The organism is Vibrio sp. D417a (assembly GCF_030248595.1).
Classification (GTDB): Bacteria; Pseudomonadota; Gammaproteobacteria; order Enterobacterales; family Vibrionaceae; genus Vibrio; species Vibrio alginolyticus.
This window is the reverse complement of the sequence record NZ_JAHGAM010000011.1, coordinates 178234-201195: the sequence shown is the minus strand read 5'-3', so window position 1 is coordinate 201195 and position 22962 is coordinate 178234. Positions and strand designations below refer to the sequence as shown.

Below are 22962 nucleotides of genomic sequence, written 5' to 3'. Positions count from 1 at the left end.
ACTAATATTGTCTTTGAAAGATAAGTAGTAATTGGTTGTTGAATACACCATGGGGGGGCTGGCTTTGACCAACCCCCCATTCTTTCTATATAAGAGTAAAGATATGTCAAAAGAATTTAGCCGCACGCAGCGCGTTGCACAGCAGCTGCAAAAAGAACTAGCGATGATCCTTCAACGTGAAGTTCGTGACTCTCGCCTTGGCATGGTGACGATCTCAGACGTAGAAGTCTCTCGTGACCTAGCTTACGCAAAAGTATTTGTGACCTTCCTGTGTGTGGGTGAGCAAACACCTGAATCATGTCTAGCAGCGCTACGTGAGCACGAAGTGCACATTCGCATGATGTTAGGTAAGCGTATTCGTCTACGTTTAACGCCAGAAATCCGCTTCCACTATGACAATACGCTTGTTGAAGGTATGCGTATGTCTAACCTAGTGTCTGAAGTCGTTAGTTCAGACAAACAAAAGCAAAAAGATTCTGGTCGTGAGGACGAAGAATAATGGCTCGTCGTCGTAAAGGTCGTCCAATTAATGGCGTTATACTGTTGGACAAACCAACAGGTATCTCTTCCAATGATGCACTGCAAAAAGTAAAGCGAATCTACTTTGCTGAGAAAGCAGGCCACACTGGAGCCTTGGACCCATTAGCGACAGGCATGCTGCCAATTTGCTTGGGTGAAGCGACAAAATTTTCTCAGTTTCTTCTTGATTCTGATAAACGCTACCGTGTGATCGCAAAGCTGGGTGAACGTACCAATACGTCTGACTCGGATGGTGAAGTTGTAGAGACGCGTCCAGTCGATGTTACGTTAGACAAGCTAGAAGCGTGCATCGATCAGTTCCGTGGTGAATCTGATCAAGTGCCTTCCATGTTCTCTGCGTTGAAGTATCAAGGTAAACCCTTGTATGAATACGCTCGTAAAGGCATCGAAGTTCCGCGTGAATCTCGTAAGATCACGGTATATGAGATTGTTCTTCACCGTTTTGAAGGCGATGAAGTAGAGATGGAAGTGCACTGCTCTAAAGGTACCTATATTCGTACTATCGTTGATGATCTGGGCGAAATGTTAGGTTGTGGTGCGCACGTAACTATGCTTCGTCGTACTGGTGTGGCTAAATACCCTTACGAGAATATGGTAACACTTGAGCAACTAAATGAGTTGCTAGAGCAAGCTCACCGCGAGGAACGAGCGCCTCGAGAACTACTGGACCCGCTACTTTTGCCAATGGATACAGCGGTAGAAGACTTACCAGAAGTCAACTTGGTGCCTGAACTGGCGGATATGGTCCAACATGGGCAGCCCGTTCAAGTATTTGGTGCTCCGACAGAGGGCTCACTTCGCCTTACTATGGGTGAAGAACGCTTATTTATTGGCGTTGGCGAAATGAACGAAGATGGCAAAATCGCTCCTAAGCGATTGGTCGTGTTCCGAGATGACGTTGCATCCAAGTAAATGATTGAAAATACCGACCTGAGTGTCGGTATTTTTATATTGCACGAGATAGGAAATTTCCCTATAATCCGCGCTTCGCGTAGCGGCTGAATCAGAGATTGGCTGCTACAACTTTAAACCTACTCTTATTAGGAGAGAATTATGTCTCTGAATGCAGAAACTAAAGCAGCAATCGTTGCAGAATACGCACAAGGCGAAGGCGACACTGGTTCACCAGAAGTTCAAGTAGCTCTACTTACAGCTTCTATCAACCACCTACAAGGTCACTTCAAAGCGCACAAAGGCGATCACCACAGCCGTCGTGGTCTTCTACGCATGGTTTCTCGTCGTCGTAAGCTTCTAGATTACCTAAAAGGTAAAAACCTAGCTCGCTACCAAGACCTAATCAAACGTCTAGGCCTACGTCGCTAATCAGCGACTGCATAGCAGTTTGTCTAAAAAGGGGCTTTATGCCCCTTTTTTGTTGCCTAAATTTAGCCAAATTAGACTTATGCCGTTATAATACTGGCGGCTAAACCTTGTAAGAGGTTTTCTCAAAAGCTCATAGCATTACAGTCAACCACGTCGACCAAAAGGTCGCGACTATTCAAAAGGAATTTCCGAGTTTCTTTTTACTAGTCGCGATTCGTAATGCCTTGAGTGTCAATTAACACATCTAAGATTTCTTTAAGCACTAAAGGAAGATTAGAAACAAGGAATAACAATGTTCGAAAAACCAGTTGTTAAAACGTTCCAGTACGGTAACCACACAGTTACTTTAGAAACTGGCGTTATTGCACGTCAAGCTACAGCAGCAGTTATGGTCACAATGGATGATACGTCTGTATTCGTATCTGTTGTAGGTAAAAAAGAAGCCGTTGCAGGTCAAGACTTCTTCCCCCTAACGGTTAACTACCAAGAGCGTACTTACGCTGCGGGTAAAATCCCAGGCGGCTTCTTCAAACGTGAAGGTCGTCCTTCTGAAGGCGAAACGCTAACAGCTCGTCTAATCGACCGTCCAATCCGTCCGCTATTCCCAGACGCGTTTAAAAACGAAGTTCAGGTTATCGCGACAGTAATGTCTGTAAACCCAGATGTTCAGCCAGATATCGTTACAATGATCGGTACTTCTGCTGCTCTTGCTATCTCTGGCATTCCATTCAACGGCCCTATCGGTGCGGCGCGTGTTGGTCATATCGATGGTCAGCTTGTACTTAACCCTAGCCAAACTGAACTAGAAACTTCTAAGCTTGACCTTGTTGTTGCAGGTACAGAGTCAGCAGTGCTGATGGTTGAGTCAGAAGCGGACAACCTAACTGAAGAAGAAATGCTAGCGGCGGTTGTTTATGGTCATGACCAACAACAAGTTGCTATTCAAGCTATCAACGAATTCAAAGCAGAAGTTGCAACTCCTGCTTGGGATTGGGTTGCTCCTGAAGAGAACACAGCGCTTAAAAATAAGATTGCTGATCTAGCAGAAGCTAAACTTGTTGAGGCTTACCAAATTACTGAGAAAATGGCTCGTTACGACCGCATCCACGAGATCGCTGCGGAAGTAAATGAAGTTCTTCTTGCTGAAGATCCTGAAGCAGACACAAAAGAAATCCATACTATCTTCCATGATCTAGAGAAGACAGTAGTACGTAGCCGTATTATTGCAGGTAACCCTCGTATCGATGGCCGTGAAAAAGACATGGTTCGTGCACTAGATGTACGTACTGGTGTTCTTCCTCGTACTCACGGTAGCGCGCTATTCACTCGTGGTGAAACTCAGGCGATTGTTACTGCAACGCTAGGTACTCAGCGTGATGCTCAAATCATCGATGAGCTAACTGGTGAGCGTAAAGATCACTTCCTACTGCACTACAACTTCCCTCCATACTGTGTAGGTGAAACTGGTTTTGTAGGTTCTCCTAAGCGTCGTGAAATCGGCCACGGTAAACTGGCGAAGCGTGGTATTGCTGCAGTAATGCCTTCTGTTGATGAGTTCCCATACACAGTACGTGTTGTATCGGAAATCACTGAATCTAACGGTTCATCTTCAATGGCTTCAGTATGTGGTACTTCTCTTGCACTTATGGACGCAGGTGTGCCAATCAAAGCATCTGTTGCTGGTATCGCAATGGGTCTTGTTAAAGAAGGTGACGATTTCGTTGTACTTTCTGACATCCTTGGCGATGAAGACCACCTAGGTGACATGGACTTTAAAGTAGCAGGTACTAACACTGGTATCACTGCACTTCAAATGGACATCAAGATCGAAGGCATCACTAAAGAAATCATGCAAATTGCGCTTAACCAAGCTCAAGGCGCACGTAAGCACATCCTATCTGTAATGGATGAAGCAATCTCTGGTGCTCGTGAAGACATCTCTGAATTTGCTCCGCGTATTCACACGATGAAGATCAGCGCTGAGAAGATCAAAGACGTTATCGGTAAAGGTGGTGCAGTTATCCGTGCTCTAACTGAAGAGACTGGTACAACTATCGAAATCGAAGACGACGGTACTATCAAGATTGCGGCAACTGAAGGCACTGCTGCGAAAGAAGCTATCCGCCGTATCGAAGAGATCACTGCTGAAGTGGAAGTGGGCCGTATCTACACAGGTAAAGTTGCACGTCTAGCAGACTTCGGTGCATTCGTAACGGTTCTTCCAGGCAAAGATGGTCTTGTACACATTTCTCAAATCGCAGAAAAACGCGTAGAGAAAGTGTCTGACTACCTAGCTGAAGGTCAAGAAGTTCAAGTTAAAGTTCTTGAAATCGACCGCCAAGGCCGTGTACGTCTAAGCATGAAAGAAGCGGTAGAAAAGCCAGCTGAAGAAGCTGCTGCTGAAGCACCGGCTGCTAAAGACGAGTAAGACAAAATGAGACTTTCAGCCTTTTATTAGATTAAGGGCCTGAAAGCATGTTATAAAAGGGGAGCATTTTCGCTCCCCTTTTTTGGTTTGTTTCGATGTATTAACCTCAAACGAGGTTATCGCCTATATTGCATTAAGAGAAACAAATCTTGAGCGGTCCAAACAGGAGTATCAATTAGTGAAATGGTTTCAAACCGCAATTTTATGTGTTGCTATCGCGCTGACCGGTTGTGCAAATACTTCTCAACAATCAGCACAAAAGTGGTTATATCCACCGATGGCGGTGCCACTTCAGCCTAGTGTTCAACAAGAAGTACAAATCGCGCGTCTCTCGCAGTTGCTACAACGTCCCGACCTTAGTGATGAAGTGCGCGCTAAAATGCATTATGAGCGCGGTAGCTACTACGACAGCGTTGGTTTGCGTGATCTTGCCCGTTTGGACTTTAACCAGTCTTTGCAGTTGAATCCTGCTCAGCCGGACATCTTCAATCTTTTGGGAGTATACTTTACCCAAGTAGGAGAGTTTGATGCGGCATATGAAGCGTTTGACTCGACCATAGAGTTGGCTCCTGATAATACCTATGCTGAGCGCAACCGTGCGATTGCACTGTATTATGGTGGCCGAATCGATCTCGCTTTAGAAGATATGACCAAGCATTATCAAGAAATGCCAACGGATCCTTTTCGTTCATTATGGCTGTACATCATCGAAGCTGAGCAAAATCCAGAGCAAGCAAAAGCCAATCTTCAACAGCGTTATTTACGAGATCGTAGTGAAGAGTGGGGATGGGTTCTTGTTGCCATCATGCTACGAGACGTCTCGGACGAAGACGCACTTAAAGCAATTATGGATGGAACGAGAGAGAATTATCGTCTAGCTGAACGATTGACGGAAACGTATTTCTACCTTGGAAAGCGTAATCAGCTTGAAGGTGATATCGCAAGTGCCATCTCACTTTATAAGCTCGCGATTTCGTTCAACGTTTACGATTATGTTGAGCATCGCTATTCTTTCTTGGAGCTGGCGCAAATTTACGATCAATTACAGCAAGATAGATTGGCCAAGTTAAAGGCTGCCAAGAAGCTGGAAATTGAATGATTTAGAGCCGCTCGATGAGAGCGGCTTTTTTTATGATTGAACTTGATGAGTGACTCATTTAAAATAGTTAGTCTTGCTAACTAAGTGGTGGTGGCTTTTATGGCATTAGAAGAAAGCTTGATTGATTTAGAGCGTTTTTGCGCCAAAGCTTGGCGTGTCTATGCCAAAGAAGATCCATTATCACATCTAAGCTTTAATGAGTTCGATTATTTACGTGTGATTCAGGTTTACCCTGAGGGTGTGCGAATAACCGATCTTGCAGAAGAGCTGCAAGTGACTAAGCCTTCCGCATCGACAATGGTTGTGCGTTTGGAAAAAAAGGGTTTGGTGAAACGCATCGCATGTAATGAGGATGCTCGTGCTAAGCGTGTGTTGCTTACGGAAGAAGTCGCAGAAAAAATGTCTTTGGAGCAGGTAGTGTACAAAGATATCTCTGACCAAATGATGCAACAATTAAATCAGCAAGAAGCTGAGCAGTTACAAGCTTTACTGAATAAAGCATTGAGTAATAAGTTATTTTAAACTAAACCAAAGGCCTCCGCTGTACGCATTAGCCTTTGGTGTTTCATTTTTCTTTTATTTAATTTAACCATTTAGTTAGTCTTGCTAATTAAATGGTTAGCTTTGCTAACTACTGGTGACAGTCATGCAAAACTCAATTTATAGACAGTTTTGGAAATATACGATTCCAACCGTCGCAGCAATGCTCGTGAACGGTTTGTATCAAATAGTTGATGGCATTTTTATTGGCCGTTATGTTGGCGCTGACGGATTAGCTGGGATCAATGTTGCGTGGCCTATTATCGGCTCGATCCTAGGTATAGGAATGATGATTGGGGTGGGGACTGGCGCGCTGACTTCGATCAAGCAAGGAGAGAACGATCATGAAGGCGCTAAGCGAATCCTAACGACCGGATTGACGTTGTTAGCGGCATTGATGCCGGTCGTTGCTACAATATTGTTCTTGTTTTCGGATGAATTTATTCGCTGGCAAGGTGCGGAAGGGCGAGTGTTTGAACTTGCGCTGCAATATTTGCATATTCTGATTGTCGCGTGCGTATTCACGTTGGGTTCTATCGCGGTTCCGTTTCTGTTACGCAATGACGACAGCCCGAACTTAGCAACGATTTTGATGGTCATCGGTGCCGTTATTAACATTGCATTAGACTACGTATTTATTGCTTGGTTGGAGTGGGAGTTAACCGGAGCCGCTATTGCCACTGCACTTGCACAATTAGTGGTCACTGTGCTCGGTATTGGTTACTTCTTTACTTCAAAAGCAACATTACGCCTTCGTATCAGCGACTTCAAAGTTCAGGTTGATGCTGCACCAAAGATTATCATGATAGGTACATCAAGTTTCTTTATGTACGCCTACGGCTCTGTGATGGTGGCACTGCACAACGCGTTATTTGCTCAATACGGAAGTGCAATGTTGATCGGAGCGTACGCGATTTTGGGGTACATCGTGACGGTTTACTATCTGATAGCCGAAGGAATTGCGAATGGTATGCAGCCTTTAGTGAGCTTCAACCACGGTGCACGTAATCAGGATAACATTAGAAAGTTATTAAAGGTCGCGATGGGGACATCTGTGCTTGGCGGGGTGGCGTTCGTTGTTTTGATGAACCTTTTCCCGTACGAACTGGTTGCGGTGTTTAATAATGCAGACCAACAGTTGATTGATAGCACGGTGATCGGGATTCGTTTACACATGTTTGCGTTGTTCTTAGATGGTTTTTTAGTTGTGGCGGCCGCGTACTATCAATCAGTAAACAAAGGCAGCAAAGCCATGTTTGTAACACTAGGCAACATGCTGGTCCAGTTGCCATTCTTATTCATTATGCCGAAACTTTTCGGCGTGACAGGCATTTGGTTAGCTTTCCCATTGTCTAACATTGCATTGAGTTTGGTCGTGATCAGTATGTTGTGGCGAGATGTGAAAAAGCTGCTTAATGAGAGTTCTGTCGAACCAAGGGTGCAAGCCTGCTAACAAAAGCTAACAGATAAAAGCGAGGGTAGACCTCGCTTTTTTCTTTAGGGATTAAATGTTTTTTACTTCTAAGCCCGCTAGTTGATGCCAATAGCCATTGCATTGGCGGCTTTCGAGCTTTTCAGGATTATCGCCGTATTCGTTTGAGCGAAAACGCTCTAACTCTGAAAAAGTATCGATACCAAGAGGGCTTAATCGGATCACATCAACCAGTCCTTTCATACTTGGTAAGTCATTGATGAGGTTGTAGCAATACCCTGATTGTGTCTGAATGCCGTTAAGGTTAAAGACTTCTTGTCCTTCTTGGCTGCTGACCTGGATACCCGTAGGGTATTTGATACAGCAGGTTTCGCAATCGTCTTTCGCTCGGTTTTCAGCTCGGGCTGTGAAACAGCGAGCGGAATACGCTAAAGGCAAATAACCGTGGCTAAATACCTCAACTTCAAACTTGTTACGAATACCAAGCTCGTCACACTGAACCAAAGTATCGTTTAACCATTCGCGAGAGAGCTCGACAGGCATGCACCAACGCATCATACCTTGCTTCAAAAATAAGTTGAGCGTGTGTGCGTTATAAGTATTGATTGCAGGGCCAACGACGAAAGGCACTTTATGCTCTGATGCCAATTGAACAGCAGATACGTCATTTGCTTCAATCGCGAAGTCACCGTTGTCGATGTACTTCCTCATTATGTTTACTTCACTCGGAGCTTCCAGTAGTGCCATTGTTGATAGCACCACTTGCTTGCCAGATGCGGACAGCTCTTTTGCGATTTCAAGCCAATGCGAAGGCTTCATTTCTCGACGTTTTGAACATACGGTTTCCCCAAGATAGATGATGTCCGCGGAGCTTGATTTCGCTTGTTCATAAAACGCTTCGATGTCTTGTTTTGGCCAGAAGTACAACAGCGGGCCAAGCGCGTATTTCATTGAATTATCCATCTTAACCTCTACTGCCATTTGCGGTGATAAGCACCAAGTGTGGTCTGCGTACCTTCAGACACGTTTGCCAATGCGGCATCCCAAGCCGCTTCGACTTGGTAAGCTTCTGGGTTTGCTTGGTAACGGTCAATCGCGGCTCGCCATGTTCGAGTGACTTGTTCTACGTAAGCAGGGCTACGTTGGCGACCTTCAATTTTTACAGACGCCACATTTGCAGCAAATAGTTCTGGTAGCATAGAGAGGGTGTTCAAACTGGTTGGTTCTTCCAGTGCGTGGTAGCGTTTTTTCTCGCCTTCGATTTCAGCTTCGAAACGACCTTTACACAAGGTAGGGTAGCCCGCATTTTCACCGGCGCTGTAGCGATCGATCAAAATGTCGTTAAGGCGGGATTCCAGACCATTTTCTGTTTCTTGCCAGCGAACGTACTTAGCTGGAGAGCATGCTCCCACAGTGTTTGGAGACTCGCCTGTCATATATGACGATAGGTAGCAGCGACCTTCAGACATGATGCAAAGGCTACCAAAAGCAAAGACTTCTAACTCGACATCGCTAGTGATGTTGCGTGAAAGCTGTTTGACCTGATGAATCGATAAAACGCGAGGTAATACTACCCGTTTTACGTTGAAGTTTTGTTTGTAAAAATCAATGGCTGCGACGTTGGTCGCTGATGCTTGCACTGAAAGGTGTAGTTCTAGATCGGGATATTTGCGAGCCGCGTACTCCAGCACTGCAATGTCTGCAACAATCAGCGCGTCTACACCCAGTGCCGCTGCATTGTCTACTGCGTTCGTCCAGCGCTCGAAGCCATTGGGATGAGCGAAGGTATTCAACGCGACATGAATTTTTTTATTGCGGTCATGAACGTATTGCACCGCTTTTTCTAACTTTTTGCCGTTAAAGTTGAGGCCAGCAAAGTGACGGGCGTTGGTATCATCTTTGAAACCAATGTAGACGGCATCGGCACCGCAATCAATCGCAGTTTTTAACGCAGGCAGGTTACCCGCGGGACACAAGAGTTCCATATGCTCACAATCATTGAGAATAAAAAGGTGTCCGCATTTTATGAAGAATTATGAATAGCGAAATTGACCTAAGTTAGGTTTAGCTCAATAAAGTCGATATTTACCCCTTGCGAGTAAGGGTATCGGGTCGGGGTTAGTTCTTGTGACGACGATTCTGTACAAACAGCTCTTCAATTTCATGTTTTGGCTGCGGGCGATAAAAATGGAATCCTTGAATCGCATTACATTGAAGGTTAGAGAGCAGGGTCGCTTGCTGGTGGGTTTCCACCCCCTCGGCAACGACAGTTAAGTCGAGCGACTTACCCAGATTAATGATGTTTTCAATCACAGTGACTTGTTTCGGTAGTGTGTCGATATCATTAATAAAAGCGCGGTCGATTTTTAGCTCGTCAATAGGAAAACGCGCTAAGTAGGAAAGAGAAGAGTAGCCGGTACCAAAGTCATCGATAGAGAGAGCGAAGCCAAGCTTTTTAATCGCATTCAACATTTGCAGTGTATGTTCGCTATCACTCATCACGGCACTTTCGGTTAGCTCGAAGGTAATGCAGCTTGGATCAAGCTCGGTAGTGCGAAGCAGCTTTTCCATAAAGTCGATCAGCTGTGGGTTGCCAAATTGCTCGGGAGAGAGGTTGATGGCGACACGGCCTGGCAGTATGCCTTGTTGCTTCCAACGTTTTACCGTATTGAAAACATCACGCATCACGACACGTCCAAGGTGTTCTATTAACCCAGCGCGCTCGGCGACAGGAATGAATGAGCCAGGACTAATGTACCCTTCGACTGGATGCTTCCAACGAACGAGCGCTTCTGCGCCGTTGATACTGAAGTCTCGCGCGTTAACCTTAGGTTGATACCACACTTCCAAACCGTTCTGCTGCAATGCTTTTTGCAGTTCGATTTCAAGCCACAAACGCATACGCGCTTCTTTGTTCATTTGATCGTTAAATTTGATCAGACGATTTCTACCACGATCTTTGGCTTCATACATCGCAGTATCGGCATTTTGTAGTAGGATTCGTGCATCTTGTCCGTCTTCAGGGTATCGAACGCTACCAATTGAACAGGCAAGGCGTTTGCTGAAGTGGTGCAGGTCGAAAGGTTGGTTGATCAACGAGATAATGCGATCGGACAAAATTTCAGCCATGCGGGTATTTTCTGGCTCCGGTAGAATGACGCCAAACTCATCGCCACCCAAATGACCAATAATCGCTTGGTTTGGTAGTAACCGTTTAAGACGGGCCGATACCTCTTGAATCACTTTATCGCCAATATGGTGACCAAGTGAGTCATTAATGTTTTTGAAGTTATCGATATCCAAATAGAACACCAGAAGCGGTGTTTGCTTTTTGATCAGCTGTTCCAAACGTTTGGTGAAGCCAAAGCGGTTGTAGAGTTTGGTGAGCGAGTCAATGTGTATGTCTTCATTCGATGCAGAAGACAGGTTTTTGGGCGCATCATCAGCATCTTGGATTAGGATAATTTGAGATTCGCTACCTAATATCGCCGTGGAATCCGCGTGTAGCTGAACTTTCCGTTCAAAGCCGCATCTTGCGCTGGTTAAGCAGACAAAAGGTTTGTCAGAAATTAATGTACTCAATCGATGACTAAATACCTTTTTACTGTTTTCATCGATGAATAAACGACTTAGCTCTTCGCCCAACAATTCATGAGGAGAGTTAAGTCCGAGAAGGCGCGCTGATGCGGGGTTCGCAGAGATGACAATATCATCTTCGATAAGCAGTAAGCCGTCTGGTAGCAGTTGTGTTAACTTCGCAAACTTACTTTCGGACTCTTCTAAGGAGCGAACGAGTATCTGCTTTTCTGAAGTATCGACAGCGTGAAAAACAACAAAGCGAATGTCGTTACCTTCAAAAACTGGCGAAAGACTAAAGTGAAGACTGGTTTCAAGGTCGGTTTCATCGAGCGTGATTTCGGCTTCGACATGTGCCCCTTTGAACGCGCGCTGATAGTATGGTGCAAGCTTCTTATAAAACTGTTCACCCAGCACTTGGCAATCGTTTAAGCCGACGATTTCCTCATGACTTAAACCTGCGATATCGCAGTAACGGTCACTTACCATTCGATAATTGTGTTTTTTATCAAGAATGGCAAAGAAGAAAGGGCTATTTGAGGTTAGCGTGGCAAACCAATGTTTTAATTGCTGGGAAGGCATTAGGGTATTACCGATCTCCAATGAGCCAGATTATTCGTCCGTGTATAAAAAGCGACACCCTGATAAGCCTGCGGCGGTCTACCACCAAGCTAAAGTGTTACTTGCCATTAAAGGGCTCGCGGTTTTAGCTGTGCAGTCGACAATCACATGGATACGCTCAGATAACTATAACTTTGAAAATACGGTTGTAAAAGTGTTTATCCACCTGTTCGCATCAATAATACACGTAAGTTCAAAAAAAGAAGCGTTAGTGAGCAATAAACCACCAATCTAAAATAAGCACTTTATTGATACATAACAGTAATCTCATCGCCACGATTGCTTAATATAAGCAACCTAATGACAAAGTAACGGATAATGAACGTGTTAAACAAGATTCGCAGTCAACTAGTAAAGAACACAGCTAATATTTTGCGTTCTCCAGTCCAGTTATTACCACAGCCAATTCAGCAAAAAGCGTTGCTGGAAGGGCTAAAAATGGTGTTTAAAGAAGCCTTGGAAGATGGTGACTTTGAGTTCCTTGAAGACAAGTGGTTAAAAGTTGCGATTAAAGACTTGAACTTAGCATGGTACATCAGCTATCAAGACGAAAAATTGGTGGTAGCTGAAAAACCAGTTCAGGAAGATGTGAGTTTTAGTGGTAATCTAAACGACCTAGTACTGATTGCTGGTCGTAAAGAAGACCCTGACACACTGTTCTTCCAACGTCGCCTTTCAATTGAAGGTGATACTGAGCTTGGCTTAGAAGTGAAAAACTTAATGGACAGTGTCGACTTAGAGCAGTTACCGAAAGCAATGCAAGTCGCTTTGAATCAATTGGCTGATTTTGTTCAGAAAGGAGTTCAAGCGCCTGCACAACCAACCGGAGTAGCGAATGCTTATTCGAACTGAAGCCCCTGCGGACATTCTTACCATTGACCGCTTATTGAAACACGCCTTCCCAACGGAAGCTGAAGCTGAGCTTGTGATGCGTTTGCGCGAAAACAGCAAATTCACACTTTCCTTAGTCGCGTGTACAGATGAGGGAGAGGTGATAGGCCATGCTTTATTTAGCCCTGTGACCTTAAATGGTGAAGATTTGTCATGGCAAGGGCTAGCGCCATTGGCTGTTCATGAAGATTACCGTCGCCAAGGCATCGCTGCAGAGTTGATCAAAGAAGGTTTTGATTCACTGCGTGATTTTGGCTATCCAGTGTGTGTGGTGTTGGGCGATCCTGATTATTACGCGCGCCAGGGTTTTCAATCATGCGACGAGATGGGCTTTGAATGTGCTTGGGATGTCCCTAAAGGTGCATTTCGAATCGCAGAGTTGGTCGAAGGTCAATGTGCCGGACGCTCCGGACGTATAGACTATGCGCCAGAGTTCTCTGAGTTGTAAATGAAAGAAGCCCACGACTAAGTGGGCTTCTTTCTTATTCACTGAAAACTGAGATAGGGAGGTTAGGATGACTGGTTACTTTTCTTCTTGCCCCAGATCTCTATTTTCGCTTTTTTACTTACCCCTAGCAGGCTGAGTTTTGTGCTTCCCCAGCTACTGTAAGTCATTTCAATCTGTTTTATCTTGGCTTCTTTTGTACCTGGAAGGCTCCAGGCACGAGTCGACAATCCGCTTGTTAGTACGCCCATAGAGGAAAGCTTTTTCTCACTACCATCTGTCATGACGACTTTTAAACCATTAATGTCTACCGTTCCTTGCACACATTTTAGTTTTATTTTACTGAAGCTTCGGTTTCGGAATAGGCTATTTGGTGTCACGGTATCTGTTTCTGTATGAAAGTTAACGGTTTTCGTTGCAATCAGCTCCCACTCATCGCTGTTATTAGCAAAAACACTCATGCTGGTGGCGGCTACCAGTGTGCAAAGCAGTAGCGTATTTAAGAATTTCATAATGTACCTCATATGTCATACCCAATGTGTGGCCGTTGGCAAAACGCTATGTTCAGGAATATCCAAATCATCTCATTGTGTTCAGGTGTTCCTTGAAGTCCTTTAGGTATAATCGCGATAATTTGATAGGATTGCCCTCGTTCAAATAGGTGACGGAAAATGTCAATTAACGAGAAACAGTATTTACGTGAAATGGGGATCAGCACATGGGAGCTGGTACACCCTGAAAGACTGGAAGGCTATCAATCGCCATTATTGGATTTGCAAAGTTCATGTAAACTCCTATTGGTATCGCCAATATGTCCAGAAAACGAGACGGCATTGATGTTTGAGCGCGTATTAAAAAGCATTAAGCTCACGCTTGATGATGCGCTGCACCTAGAGCCTGAGCGCTTATCCATGCTGGGTGAACATCAGCTAGAGTGGGTGTGGTTTGCAGGCTGTGAGGCTGATAAAAGCATCAAGGCAAAGCACCTGATCTCGCCACTATTACAAGATATTGATGGTAATAACGAACAGCGCCGCGCATTGTGGCAACAAATCTGTTCGTACTCTTAACGGAGCTAATGCGTGACAATTGAAATTACGCCGATGCGTGCAGAGCACCTCGACCAAGTTTGGCAAATCGAGCAGCAAGCACATTCTCACCCTTGGGCCGAATCTTTGGTTCGTGACTTATCCAGTCGCGGTGCTTGCCATCATGTGATGCTGGAAGGCTCTCAAGTGGTTGGTTACTTCTATGGACAGAATATTGTTGGAGAAGTGACACTATTAAATATTGCAGTAGCGCCTTCTCAACAGGGCAGAGGGCTAGGGCAAAAATTGCTGGACGCGTTTATTGAACACTGTGAACAAGCCAAAGCAGAGAGTGCTTGGTTAGAAGTGCGTGAAAGTAATCACCCAGCTATCCATATTTATGAGCAAGCAGGTTTTAATGAAGTGGACCGTCGTTACAACTATTACCCAGCTAAATCGGGAAATGGTAAGGAAGACGCCATTATCATGAGTTACTTATTTTTGAGTTAGTTTTAGGCCGTTACTAATTACCTCATCAACACTTATGCTTTAAATGCGTATCCGGATTCGAGGCTTTTGAATATGTAATAACAATTTTTTGAATTTTTACATCTCTTTGTGTGGCGCTGGCTTTCCCTTGTTAGTTGCAGGTAAAGGCTGGTGAGCCGAGTAAATTCAGTTCATGTCTTTCCAGTTTGCTAGCACAGCGATAATAAGCGAGAATACCGCACAATATCGAATAGTAGATATGCTTGCCTATTTTGTGAGCATGAAAGTAATTTAGAAGATTAACTAATGTCAAATCCCCTTTTTTTAGGCGAAGTGTCTAAGCGCAGAACGTTCGCTATTATTTCTCACCCGGATGCGGGTAAAACCACCATTACTGAAAAAGTCCTTTTATTCGGAAACGCGATCCAAAAAGCAGGTACGGTTAAAGGTCGTGGTAACGCACAGCACGCAAAATCAGACTGGATGGAAATGGAAAAAGAACGTGGTATCTCGGTAACCACTTCTGTAATGCAGTTCCCTTACAATGACTGTCTGGTAAACCTACTTGATACGCCTGGACACGAAGACTTCTCGGAAGATACATACCGTACGTTAACAGCAGTAGACTCGTGTTTGATGGTTATCGATGCGGCGAAAGGTGTCGAGGATCGTACACGTAAGCTGATGGAAGTAACGCGTCTGCGTGACACGCCAATCGTAACCTTCATGAACAAACTTGACCGTGACGTTCGTGATCCAATGGAAGTATTGGACGAGGTAGAAAACGAGTTGGGCATGATGTGTGCGCCAATTACATGGCCAATCGGCTGTGGTAAAGAATTTAAAGGTGTGTACCACATTCACCGTGATGAAACGATTTTATACGAATCAGGTCACGGTCATGAGATTCAAGAAGTTCGAATCATCAAAGGTCTCGATAACCCAGAGCTTGATGAAAAAGTTGGTGCAGGCCTTGCGGAAAGTGTTCGAGAAGAGCTTGAGCTTGTCATGGGTGCTTGCCCTGAGTTTGATTTGGAAATGTTCCTAACCGGTGATCTTACGCCAGTTTACTTCGGTACTGCATTAGGTAACTTTGGTGTGGATCATATGCTAGACGGTCTAACTGAATGGGCTCCAGCGCCGAAAACTCGTCAAGCGGTTGAACGTGAAGTTGAAGCGACTGAAGAGAAGTTCTCTGGTTTCGTATTTAAGATCCAAGCGAACATGGACCCAAAACACCGCGACCGTATCGCATTCATGCGTATTGTATCGGGCACTTACACGCAAGGTATGAAGATGAACCACGTTCGTCTTGGCAAGCAAGTGAGTATCTCTGATGCAGTAACCTTTATGGCTGGTGACCGTGCACGCGCAGAACACGCTTACGCCGGAGACATCATTGGTCTACACAACCACGGCACTATTCAGATTGGTGATACCTTTACGCAAGGTGAATCACTTAAGTTCTCTGGTATTCCGAACTTCGCTCCGGAACTATTCCGTCGTATTCGCCTGAAAGATCCACTAAAGCAGAAGCAGCTTCTCAAAGGTTTGGTTCAGCTATCAGAAGAAGGTGCGGTACAGGTATTCCGTCCTCTACAGAACAACGATCTGATCGTTGGTGCCGTTGGTGTACTTCAGTTTGATGTTGTTGTGGCTCGTTTGAAGTCTGAGTATAACGTTGAAGCGATTTATGAAGGCATTAACGTTGCAACTGCGCGTTGGGTTGAGTGTGGTGATGCGAAGAAACTGGATGAGTTCCAACGCAAGAATCAAGCGAACTTAGCATTGGATGGTGGTGATAACCTAACGTATATCGCTCCAACAATGGTTAACTTAAACTTAGCGAAAGAGCGTTTCCCTGACGTTGATTTCCGTGCGACGCGCGAGCACTAATTTGCGCGGTTAGGGTAAGCCTTAACGCAAACTAGATTTTAAAACGCCCTTGGCTATAAACTTAGCCAAGGGCGTTTTTATATAAGGATAAGATATGAATTGGTTTAAACGTGGGCTAAAGCGTTACGACAACTGGTGTAAAGATATGGGGTTAACTCCCGATCAGAAACGCAGTTGTGTCCCATATCGAAAAGACCCTACCCATCAAACTGAAGAGAAGAGTGAAGCCCAACCATCCTCTGATTTTCTGCCCGCAGATACAGATAAAAAGCGTCAAGATGAAGCTCTTTGATACGCACTGCCACTTTGATTTTGATGTGTTTCAAGATGACTTTGCGCATCAACTTGAGCTTGCTCAAACGCAAGGCGTCGCAAGAATTTTGATTCCTTCCGTCGGTCCGCAAAACTGGGCTCGTATTCAAACTTTGGCAGAGCAACATGCCAATTTGTATTATGCGCTCGGCTTTCATCCGTATTTTCTTGAAGATAACGTTGAGCAGCACCTTACAGAGCTAGAAGGCTATCTAAATCAAAAAGGGCCACAGTGCGTGGCAATAGGAGAGTGTGGTTTAGATTTTGCCATTGATGTTGATCCACAGTTGCAAGAAAAGATACTTGAAGTTCAATTTGAGCTGGCTAGACGCTTCGAACTCCCAGTTATTTTACATAGCCGAAAAGCGCACAATCGCCTCATTCAAATGGTGAAAGCGGCGAATCTCCCTAGAGGTGGTGTGCTACACGCTTTTTCTGGGAGTTATCAGCAAGCCATGGAGTGGGTCAAATTAGGTTTTTTTATCGGTGTAGGAGGAACGATTACCTACCCAAGAGCCAAGAAAACACGCGACGCAATTCAAAAATTACCACTCGAAAACCTAGTAATCGAAACAGACGCACCAGATATGCCTATACTTGGATATCAAGGGGAGTCAAATCACCCAGCCAAACTCATTCACGTCTTTAATGAGCTCGTAGAGTTGCATAACGGCCGAAAGCAATCGATTGCCTCTCAACTGTGGAAAAATAGCAATTTTGCTTTCTCGATATGTGAATAAAATCTAAAGATGTGGTTTGAAATCGAAAACGTTTTCCTGCTTATTGTGAATTAACTCACAAAGCTGGTTGAATCAATCATGAATCTTATAGGAAAGTGTGAGGCTGGCATTACTTTAATTGATTCTGCATGAGTATAATTGCCCCCGCTTTATAGCTCCATTTTGTAACACGCCAATAAATAACTTATAAGGAAGTCATAAACTATGAGCCTGTTTATGAGCCTAATCGGTATGGTAGTGCTTCTTGCGATTGCAGTAGCATTTTCTAACAACCGAAAAGCTATCAACTTTAGAACTGTGGGTGGCGCATTCGCTATCCAATTCGCATTAGGTGCATTTGTTCTGTATGTACCTTGGGGCCGTGATCTACTAAACGGTTTCTCTTCAGGTGTTTCTAACGTTATCAACTACGGTAACGATGGTTCATCATTCCTATTCGGTGGTCTTGTTTCTGACAAGATGTTCGAAGTATTCGGCGGCGGCGGTTTCATCTTCGCATTCCGTGTTCTTCCTACACTGATCTTCTTCTCTGCACTGATTTCAGTTCTTTACTACATTGGCGTTATGCAATGGGTTATCAAGATTCTTGGTGGCGCACTACAAAAAGCGCTAGGCACTTCTCGTGCGGAATCAATGTCAGCTGCAGCTAACATTTTCGTAGGTCAAACTGAGGCACCTCTAGTTGTTCGCCCATTCGTTCCAAAAATGACTCAATCAGAGCTATTCGCGGTAATGTGTGGTGGTCTAGCTTCTGTTGCTGGTGGTGTACTAGCTGGTTACGCATCTATGGGTGTTCCACTAGAGTACCTAGTTGCGGCATCATTCATGGCAGCACCAGGTGGTCTACTGTTCGCTAAAATCCTTCACCCTGAGACTGACCAGCCTCACGAAAGTATCGAAGAAGCGATGGACGGCGGTGACGACAAACCAGTTAACGTAATCGACGCAGCTGCGGGCGGTGCGGCTTCTGGTCTACAACTTGCGCTTAACGTAGGTGCAATGCTAATCGCATTCGTTGGTCTAATCGCGCTAATCAACGGTATGCTAGGTGGCATCGGTGGTTGGTTCGGCATGCCAGAACTAACACTAGAGCTAATCCTAGGTTACGCGTTCTCTCCACTAGCATTCCTAATCGGTGTTCCATGGGCAGAAGCTGTAACAGCTGGTTCATTCATCGGTCAGAAAATCGTAGTGAACGAATTCGTTGCTTACTTGAACTTCACACCATACCTAGGTGAAAACGCTCAAGTAATCGCGGCAACTGGTGAAGTAATGTCTGAGAAGACAACAGCTATCATCTCATTCGCACTATGTGGTTTCGCGAACCTTTCTTCTATCGCGATTCTACTTGGTGGTTTAGGTAGCCTTGCACCAAACCGTCGTAGTGACATCGCTCGCATGGGTGTTAAAGCAGTTCTTGCAGGTACGTTGTCTAACCTTATGGCAGCGACAATTGCAGGCTTCTGCTTAAGCCTTGCAGCACTATAATTAGAATCGGTTCTTAATATATAGACGCCGTTTTACATCATGCCCTGTAGCAAGAGATTGCTGCGGGGCATTTTTCGTTTTTCGGGCTCCAAAATTTCATCGGGTGTTTGCCTTAGTCGAGGTATTACGCAGTCAATGGAATAGGGGCTAGGAAATTTTGAGATACAAACCGTTTGCGCTCTATTTGGTGCTACAGTTTTGCGGTGAAACTCTATAATGTATTAATCACAGGATAGTGGTTAAGCTTGATTCTTAATCACGTAATGAATATTACATAATCGATGGGCAAATGAATTGCCCTGCAATATCAGATCTAATAGGCGTTTTGCTTTGTGATGTGATATTAAAGACACCGCAATCATAGATTGTTGTGCCATAGGCCAAACTGGTACTGTGCGGTGACAAGGATAGCAATTGGCATATGATAAATTTTCGCTGTATATGCCGAGTCTTCAGGGAACCAAGTCCGTTCATTAATAGACTGTTTAGCCATTTACTCACATTGTCTCGACTTGTTGATTATAGTTAAAGACGTGATGTAAGGCTGAGTAGTGAATTTTTTGAATATTGATCGGAGATAGAAATGAGCGATTTAAAAGCAGCAGCGCTACGTGCACTTAAACTTATGGACCTAACTACGTTGAATGACGATGACACTGATGCAAAAGTGATCTCACTATGTCATGACGCGAAAACAGCAGTAGGCAACACAGCTGCAATTTGTATTTACCCTCGCTTTATTCCTATTGCTAAGAAGACACTTCGTGAGCAAGGTACGCCAGAGGTTCGTATTGCAACAGTAACGAACTTCCCACATGGTAACGACGACATTGAAATCGCAGTTGCTGAAACAAAAGCGGCGGTTGCTTACGGTGCAGACGAAGTTGACGTAGTTTTTCCTTACCGCGCGCTAATGGCGGGTGATGAGAAAGTAGGCTTCGAACTAGTTAAGCAATGTAAAGAAGCTTGTGGTGACATTCTTCTTAAAGTGATCATCGAAACAGGTGAACTAAAAGAAGAAGCACTAATCAAGAAAGCATCTCAAATCTGTATTGAAGCAGGTGCTGACTTCATTAAAACTTCAACTGGTAAAGTGCCAGTAAACGCAACACCAGAATACGCTCGCATGATGCTTGAAGTTATTCGCGACATGGGTGTTGCAGAAACTGTTGGTTTCAAACCAGCAGGTGGTGTGCGCACTGCTGAAGACGCAGCAGCATACCTAGCAATGGCTGACGAAATCCTAGGTGACAACTGGGTTGATGCTCGTCACTACCGTTTTGGTGCGTCTAGCCTGCTAACCAACCTACTAAATACATTAGAAGTATCGGACGACGTCGCTGATCCAACAGCGTACTAATTCCAATAATACGTCTGAACGGTAGCACCTAAACGGGTGCTACCAAACCTCTTCTATCCTACTACAACCATGGCTCAAAAGAGCTTGGGAGGCACTAATGTATTTACCACAAGAAATCATTCGTAAAAAACGTGACGGCGAAGTCCTAACCGCCGACGAAATCAACTTCTTTATTCAAGGCGTAGCGAACAACACGGTATCTGAAGGTCAGATTGCGGCGTTTGCTATGACGATTTTCTTTAATGAAATGACCATGGATGAGCGCATCGCCTTAACGTGTGCAATGCGTGATTCGGGCATGGTTATCGACTGGAGCCACATGAATTTCGGTGGTCCAATTGTCGACAAACATTCAACCGGTGGTGTGGGTGACGTAACTTCTTTAATGCTTGGCCCAATGGTGGCAGCGTGTGGCGGTTTCGTACCTATGATCTCTGGCCGCGGTCTTGGTCATACAGGCGGTACGCTGGATAAACTTGAATCTATCCCTGGTTACAACATTACGCCGAGCAACGATGTTTTTGGTCAAGTAACCAAAGACGCTGGTGTGGCGATCATCGGTCAAACTGGTGACCTTGCTCCTGCGGATAAGCGTGTTTACGCGACTCGTGATATTACCGCAACGGTAGACAATATCTCCCTGATTACGGCGTCGATCCTTTCTAAGAAACTGGCGGCGGGTCTGGAATCGCTAGTGATGGACGTAAAAGTGGGTTCAGGTGCATTTATGCCAACTTACGAAGCGTCTGAAGAGCTAGCAAAATCAATCGTTGCGGTAGCAAACGGTGCTGGCACTAAGACTACGGCAATTCTTACGGACATGAATCAAGTATTGGCGTCTTCAGCGGGTAACGCGGTAGAAGTTCGTGAAGCGGTTCGTTTCTTAACAGGTGAATACCGTAACCCTCGTCTACTTGAAGTGACCATGGCTTCATGTGCTGAAATGTTAGTACTTGGCAAGCTTGCTGAGGACACAGAAGACGCACGCGCAAAACTGATGGAAGTGCTGGATAACGGCAAAGCGGCTGAGTGCTTCGGCAAGATGGTTGCTGGCTTAGGCGGCCCTGCGGACTTCGTAGAAAACTACGACAACTACTTAGAAAAAGCAGAAATCATCAAGCCAGTTTACGCAACAGAAACGGGCATTGTCTCTGCAATGGATACACGTGCTATCGGCATGGCTGTGGTTGCTATGGGTGGTGGTCGTCGAGTTGCTACTGATGAAATCGACTACGCAGTTGGTTTCGACGAGTTCATCCGCCTAGGTGAGGTCGCAGACAGTGATAAACCTCTTGCGGTCATCCACGCTCGCACTGAAGAGCAATGGGAAGAAGCGGCAAAAGCACTGCGCAGTGCAATCAAAGTAGGTGGTGAATACACACCAACTCCAGAGGTTTACCGCCAAATTCGTGCAGAAGATATCTAATAGAACAAGTAATTACACAAGGCCTACTCAACCATAATAAAAAGCCGAGTGGGCCTAAGGAACGAGCAATGAAAAGAGCATTTATTTTAGTACTAGACTCATTCGGTATCGGTGCAACTGCCGACGCTAAAAAATTTGGTGATGTAGGTTCAGACACACTAGGTCACATCGCTGACCAATGTGAAAAAGGCTTAGCAGATAACGACAATCGCCAAGGTGCACTTCGCCTTCCAAATCTATCGAAACTTGGTTTGGCAATGGCGCATAAAGAATCGACAGGTCGCTTCGCACCTGGACTAGACGCAGACGCTGAAATCATTGGTGCATACGGTCATGCAGCAGAGCTTTCTTCAGGTAAAGACACGCCGTCTGGTCACTGGGAAATCGCAGGTGTGCCTGTTCTGTTTGACTGGGGTTACTTCACTGACAAAGCAAACAGCTTCCCGAAAGAATTGACTGACCGCATTCTTGAGCGTGCAGGTCTTGACGGTTTCCTAGGTAACTGCCACGCATCTGGTACTCAAGTTCTTGACGATCTTGGTGAAGAGCACATGAAGACTGGCAAACCAATCTTCTACACCTCTGCGGACTCTGTATTCCAAATCGCATGTCACGAAGAGACTTTCGGTCTAGACCGTCTACTAGAGCTTTGCCAAATCGCACGTGAAGAGCTAGAAGATTACAACATTGGTCGTGTTATCGCGCGTCCATTTGTTGGTGCTGGTAAAGGTCAATTTGAGCGTACCGGTAACCGTCGTGACCTTTCTGTTGAGCCACCATCAGCAACGGTTCTACAGAAACTTGTTGAAGAGAAGCAAGGCAACGTGGTTTCTATTGGTAAGATTGCTGATATCTACGCAAACTGCGGCATCACTAAGAAAGTGAAAGCGACAGGTATCCCTGCATTGTTCGAAGCAACGCTAGAGCAAATCAAAGAAGCGGGCGACAACACGATCGTATTCACTAACTTTGTAGACTTCGACTCAGCTTACGGTCACCGTCGTGACGTAGCGGGTTACGCGGCGGCACTTGAGTACTTCGATGGTCGCATCAACGAAGTGCTAGAGATTATGGAAGAAGACGATGTGCTTATCCTAACGGCAGACCACGGCTGTGACCCAACATGGCCAGGCACTGACCATACTCGTGAGCACATCCCAGTATTGGTTTATGGTCAAAAAGTACCAGCTGGTTCTCTTGGCCGCCGCGAAACATTCGCAGATATCGGTCAAACATTGGCAAGTTACTTCGGTACTTCTCCAATGGATTACGGTAAGAACTTCCTATAATTAGTTAGGTTTTTGAAAACTAGGAGCTTGATTGCTCCT

23 protein-coding genes are annotated in these 22962 nt (G+C 45.1%); 18 read left to right on the top strand and 5 right to left on the bottom strand.

Annotated elements, in window-relative coordinates:
- Positions 1–103 precede the first annotated feature (103 nt).
- The 7 genes from rbfA (at position 104) to KI742_RS12705 (ending at position 7383) form a co-directional block, all read left to right on the top strand.
- Positions 104–499: a 30S ribosome-binding factor RbfA gene (rbfA, locus tag KI742_RS12735; RefSeq protein ID WP_005380087.1), complete on the top strand. Its 396-nt coding sequence runs from the start codon at positions 104–106 to the stop codon at positions 497–499.
- A complete protein-coding gene (gene truB, locus KI742_RS12730; RefSeq protein WP_017820421.1) occupies positions 499–1452 on the top strand; it encodes a tRNA pseudouridine(55) synthase TruB in 954 nt (317 codons plus the stop codon). The genes rbfA and truB overlap by 1 nt, the downstream gene beginning before the upstream one ends.
- Before the next feature lie 141 nt (positions 1453–1593).
- A complete protein-coding gene (gene rpsO / locus KI742_RS12725; RefSeq protein ID WP_005380094.1) occupies positions 1594–1863 on the top strand; it encodes a 30S ribosomal protein S15 in 270 nt (89 codons plus the stop codon).
- A 292-nt stretch (positions 1864–2155) separates the two neighbouring features.
- On the top strand, positions 2156–4291 hold the full coding sequence (pnp, locus tag KI742_RS12720; protein WP_005380098.1) for a polyribonucleotide nucleotidyltransferase: 2136 nt from the start codon (positions 2156–2158) through the stop codon (positions 4289–4291).
- 178 nt (positions 4292–4469) lie between these two features.
- Positions 4470–5390 carry a lipoprotein NlpI gene (gene nlpI, locus KI742_RS12715; protein WP_005380101.1) on the top strand — a complete coding sequence of 307 codons (921 nt, stop codon included), beginning with the start codon at positions 4470–4472 and terminating at the stop codon, positions 5388–5390.
- Between the two features lie 99 nt (positions 5391–5489).
- A complete protein-coding gene (locus KI742_RS12710; protein WP_213973341.1) occupies positions 5490–5912 on the top strand; it encodes a MarR family winged helix-turn-helix transcriptional regulator in 423 nt (140 codons plus the stop codon).
- A 124-nt stretch (positions 5913–6036) separates the two neighbouring features.
- Positions 6037–7383, top strand: coding sequence for an MATE family efflux transporter (locus KI742_RS12705; protein ID WP_005386425.1), 1347 nt, complete (start codon positions 6037–6039; stop codon positions 7381–7383).
- A 51-nt stretch (positions 7384–7434) separates the two neighbouring features.
- On the opposite strand, the gene KI742_RS12700 is transcribed toward KI742_RS12705, so the two are convergent.
- The 3 genes from KI742_RS12700 to KI742_RS12690 form a co-directional block, all read right to left on the bottom strand.
- Complete coding sequence (locus KI742_RS12700; RefSeq protein WP_031781039.1) at positions 7435–8313, bottom strand: U32 family peptidase; 879 nt, start codon at positions 8311–8313, stop codon at positions 7435–7437.
- Between the two features lie 20 nt (positions 8314–8333).
- A complete protein-coding gene (locus KI742_RS12695) occupies positions 8334–9347 on the bottom strand; it encodes a peptidase U32 family protein (protein ID WP_005386427.1) in 1014 nt (337 codons plus the stop codon).
- A 133-nt stretch (positions 9348–9480) separates the two neighbouring features.
- A complete protein-coding gene (locus tag KI742_RS12690) occupies positions 9481–11520 on the bottom strand; it encodes a bifunctional diguanylate cyclase/phosphodiesterase (protein ID WP_005380112.1) in 2040 nt (679 codons plus the stop codon).
- Between the two features lie 363 nt (positions 11521–11883).
- On the opposite strand from KI742_RS12690, the gene KI742_RS12685 reads away from it, so the two are divergent.
- Both KI742_RS12685 and KI742_RS12680 read left to right on the top strand, forming a co-directional pair.
- A complete protein-coding gene (locus tag KI742_RS12685; RefSeq protein ID WP_285385513.1) occupies positions 11884–12411 on the top strand; it encodes an SCP2 domain-containing protein in 528 nt (175 codons plus the stop codon).
- Positions 12395–12898, top strand: coding sequence for a GNAT family N-acetyltransferase (locus tag KI742_RS12680; RefSeq protein ID WP_017820425.1), 504 nt, complete (start codon positions 12395–12397; stop codon positions 12896–12898). Before KI742_RS12685 ends, KI742_RS12680 begins: the two co-directional genes overlap by 17 nt.
- A gap of 62 nt (positions 12899–12960) precedes the next feature.
- Here KI742_RS12680 and KI742_RS12675 read toward each other — a convergent pair whose 3' ends face one another.
- On the bottom strand, positions 12961–13407 hold the full coding sequence (locus tag KI742_RS12675) for a hypothetical protein (RefSeq protein ID WP_262656609.1): 447 nt from the start codon (positions 13405–13407) through the stop codon (positions 12961–12963).
- Positions 13408–13566: 159 nt separating this feature from the next.
- Here KI742_RS12675 and KI742_RS12670 point away from each other — a divergent pair, with 159 nt between their 5' ends.
- The 6 genes from KI742_RS12670 (at position 13567) to KI742_RS12645 (ending at position 18848) form a co-directional block, all read left to right on the top strand.
- A complete protein-coding gene (locus tag KI742_RS12670; protein WP_053306748.1) occupies positions 13567–13965 on the top strand; it encodes a DNA polymerase III subunit psi in 399 nt (132 codons plus the stop codon).
- Positions 13966–13977: 12 nt separating this feature from the next.
- On the top strand, positions 13978–14433 hold the full coding sequence (gene rimI / locus KI742_RS12665) for a ribosomal protein S18-alanine N-acetyltransferase (RefSeq protein WP_005386430.1): 456 nt from the start codon (positions 13978–13980) through the stop codon (positions 14431–14433).
- A 285-nt stretch (positions 14434–14718) separates the two neighbouring features.
- Positions 14719–16308, top strand: a complete 1590-nt coding sequence (prfC, locus tag KI742_RS12660) for a peptide chain release factor 3 (protein ID WP_005380123.1) — start codon at positions 14719–14721, stop codon at positions 16306–16308.
- Between the two features lie 94 nt (positions 16309–16402).
- A complete protein-coding gene (locus KI742_RS12655) occupies positions 16403–16600 on the top strand; it encodes a DUF5363 family protein (protein WP_285385484.1) in 198 nt (65 codons plus the stop codon).
- The gene (locus KI742_RS12650) at positions 16587–17360 is read left to right on the top strand and encodes a TatD family hydrolase (protein WP_031781042.1); all 774 of its coding nucleotides are present in this window, start codon (positions 16587–16589) and stop codon (positions 17358–17360) included. Before KI742_RS12655 ends, KI742_RS12650 begins: the two co-directional genes overlap by 14 nt.
- Before the next feature lie 204 nt (positions 17361–17564).
- On the top strand, positions 17565–18848 hold the full coding sequence (locus KI742_RS12645; RefSeq protein ID WP_005380131.1) for a NupC/NupG family nucleoside CNT transporter: 1284 nt from the start codon (positions 17565–17567) through the stop codon (positions 18846–18848).
- 358 nt (positions 18849–19206) lie between these two features.
- Here KI742_RS12645 and KI742_RS12640 read toward each other — a convergent pair whose 3' ends face one another.
- The gene (locus KI742_RS12640; RefSeq protein WP_005391675.1) at positions 19207–19341 is read right to left on the bottom strand and encodes a hypothetical protein; all 135 of its coding nucleotides are present in this window, start codon (positions 19339–19341) and stop codon (positions 19207–19209) included.
- A gap of 90 nt (positions 19342–19431) precedes the next feature.
- Between KI742_RS12640 and deoC the strand changes: the two genes are divergently transcribed.
- The 3 genes from deoC (at position 19432) to KI742_RS12625 (ending at position 22923) form a co-directional block, all read left to right on the top strand.
- Entirely contained in the window at positions 19432–20208 is a 777-nt protein-coding gene (deoC, locus tag KI742_RS12635) for a deoxyribose-phosphate aldolase (RefSeq protein WP_005380133.1), read from the top strand.
- Between the two features lie 97 nt (positions 20209–20305).
- A complete protein-coding gene (deoA, locus tag KI742_RS12630; RefSeq protein ID WP_238952100.1) occupies positions 20306–21634 on the top strand; it encodes a thymidine phosphorylase in 1329 nt (442 codons plus the stop codon).
- A 68-nt stretch (positions 21635–21702) separates the two neighbouring features.
- The gene (locus KI742_RS12625) at positions 21703–22923 is read left to right on the top strand and encodes a phosphopentomutase (protein ID WP_238952099.1); all 1221 of its coding nucleotides are present in this window, start codon (positions 21703–21705) and stop codon (positions 22921–22923) included.
- Positions 22924–22962 lie beyond the last annotated feature (39 nt).

Coding starts and splice junctions, on each gene's coding strand:
- rbfA (WP_005380087.1), top strand. CDS start 104: ATGTCAAAAGAATTTAGCCGCACGCAGCGCGTTGCACAGCAGCTGCAA.
- truB (WP_017820421.1), top strand. CDS start 499: ATGGCTCGTCGTCGTAAAGGTCGTCCAATTAATGGCGTTATACTGTTG.
- rpsO (WP_005380094.1), top strand. CDS start 1,594: ATGTCTCTGAATGCAGAAACTAAAGCAGCAATCGTTGCAGAATACGCA.
- pnp (WP_005380098.1), top strand. CDS start 2,156: ATGTTCGAAAAACCAGTTGTTAAAACGTTCCAGTACGGTAACCACACA.
- KI742_RS12710 (WP_213973341.1), top strand. CDS start 5,490: ATGGCATTAGAAGAAAGCTTGATTGATTTAGAGCGTTTTTGCGCCAAA.
- KI742_RS12705 (WP_005386425.1), top strand. CDS start 6,037: ATGCAAAACTCAATTTATAGACAGTTTTGGAAATATACGATTCCAACC.
- KI742_RS12700 (WP_031781039.1), bottom strand. CDS start 8,313: ATGAAATACGCGCTTGGCCCGCTGTTGTACTTCTGGCCAAAACAAGAC.
- KI742_RS12695 (WP_005386427.1), bottom strand. CDS start 9,347: ATGGAACTCTTGTGTCCCGCGGGTAACCTGCCTGCGTTAAAAACTGCG.
- KI742_RS12690 (WP_005380112.1), bottom strand. CDS start 11,520: ATGCCTTCCCAGCAATTAAAACATTGGTTTGCCACGCTAACCTCAAAT.
- KI742_RS12680 (WP_017820425.1), top strand. CDS start 12,395: ATGCTTATTCGAACTGAAGCCCCTGCGGACATTCTTACCATTGACCGC.
- KI742_RS12675 (WP_262656609.1), bottom strand. CDS start 13,407: ATGAAATTCTTAAATACGCTACTGCTTTGCACACTGGTAGCCGCCACC.
- KI742_RS12670 (WP_053306748.1), top strand. CDS start 13,567: ATGTCAATTAACGAGAAACAGTATTTACGTGAAATGGGGATCAGCACA.
- prfC (WP_005380123.1), top strand. CDS start 14,719: ATGTCAAATCCCCTTTTTTTAGGCGAAGTGTCTAAGCGCAGAACGTTC.
- KI742_RS12655 (WP_285385484.1), top strand. CDS start 16,403: ATGAATTGGTTTAAACGTGGGCTAAAGCGTTACGACAACTGGTGTAAA.
- KI742_RS12650 (WP_031781042.1), top strand. CDS start 16,587: ATGAAGCTCTTTGATACGCACTGCCACTTTGATTTTGATGTGTTTCAA.
- KI742_RS12645 (WP_005380131.1), top strand. CDS start 17,565: ATGAGCCTGTTTATGAGCCTAATCGGTATGGTAGTGCTTCTTGCGATT.
- KI742_RS12640 (WP_005391675.1), bottom strand. CDS start 19,341: ATGGCTAAACAGTCTATTAATGAACGGACTTGGTTCCCTGAAGACTCG.
- deoC (WP_005380133.1), top strand. CDS start 19,432: ATGAGCGATTTAAAAGCAGCAGCGCTACGTGCACTTAAACTTATGGAC.
- deoA (WP_238952100.1), top strand. CDS start 20,306: ATGTATTTACCACAAGAAATCATTCGTAAAAAACGTGACGGCGAAGTC.
- KI742_RS12625 (WP_238952099.1), top strand. CDS start 21,703: ATGAAAAGAGCATTTATTTTAGTACTAGACTCATTCGGTATCGGTGCA.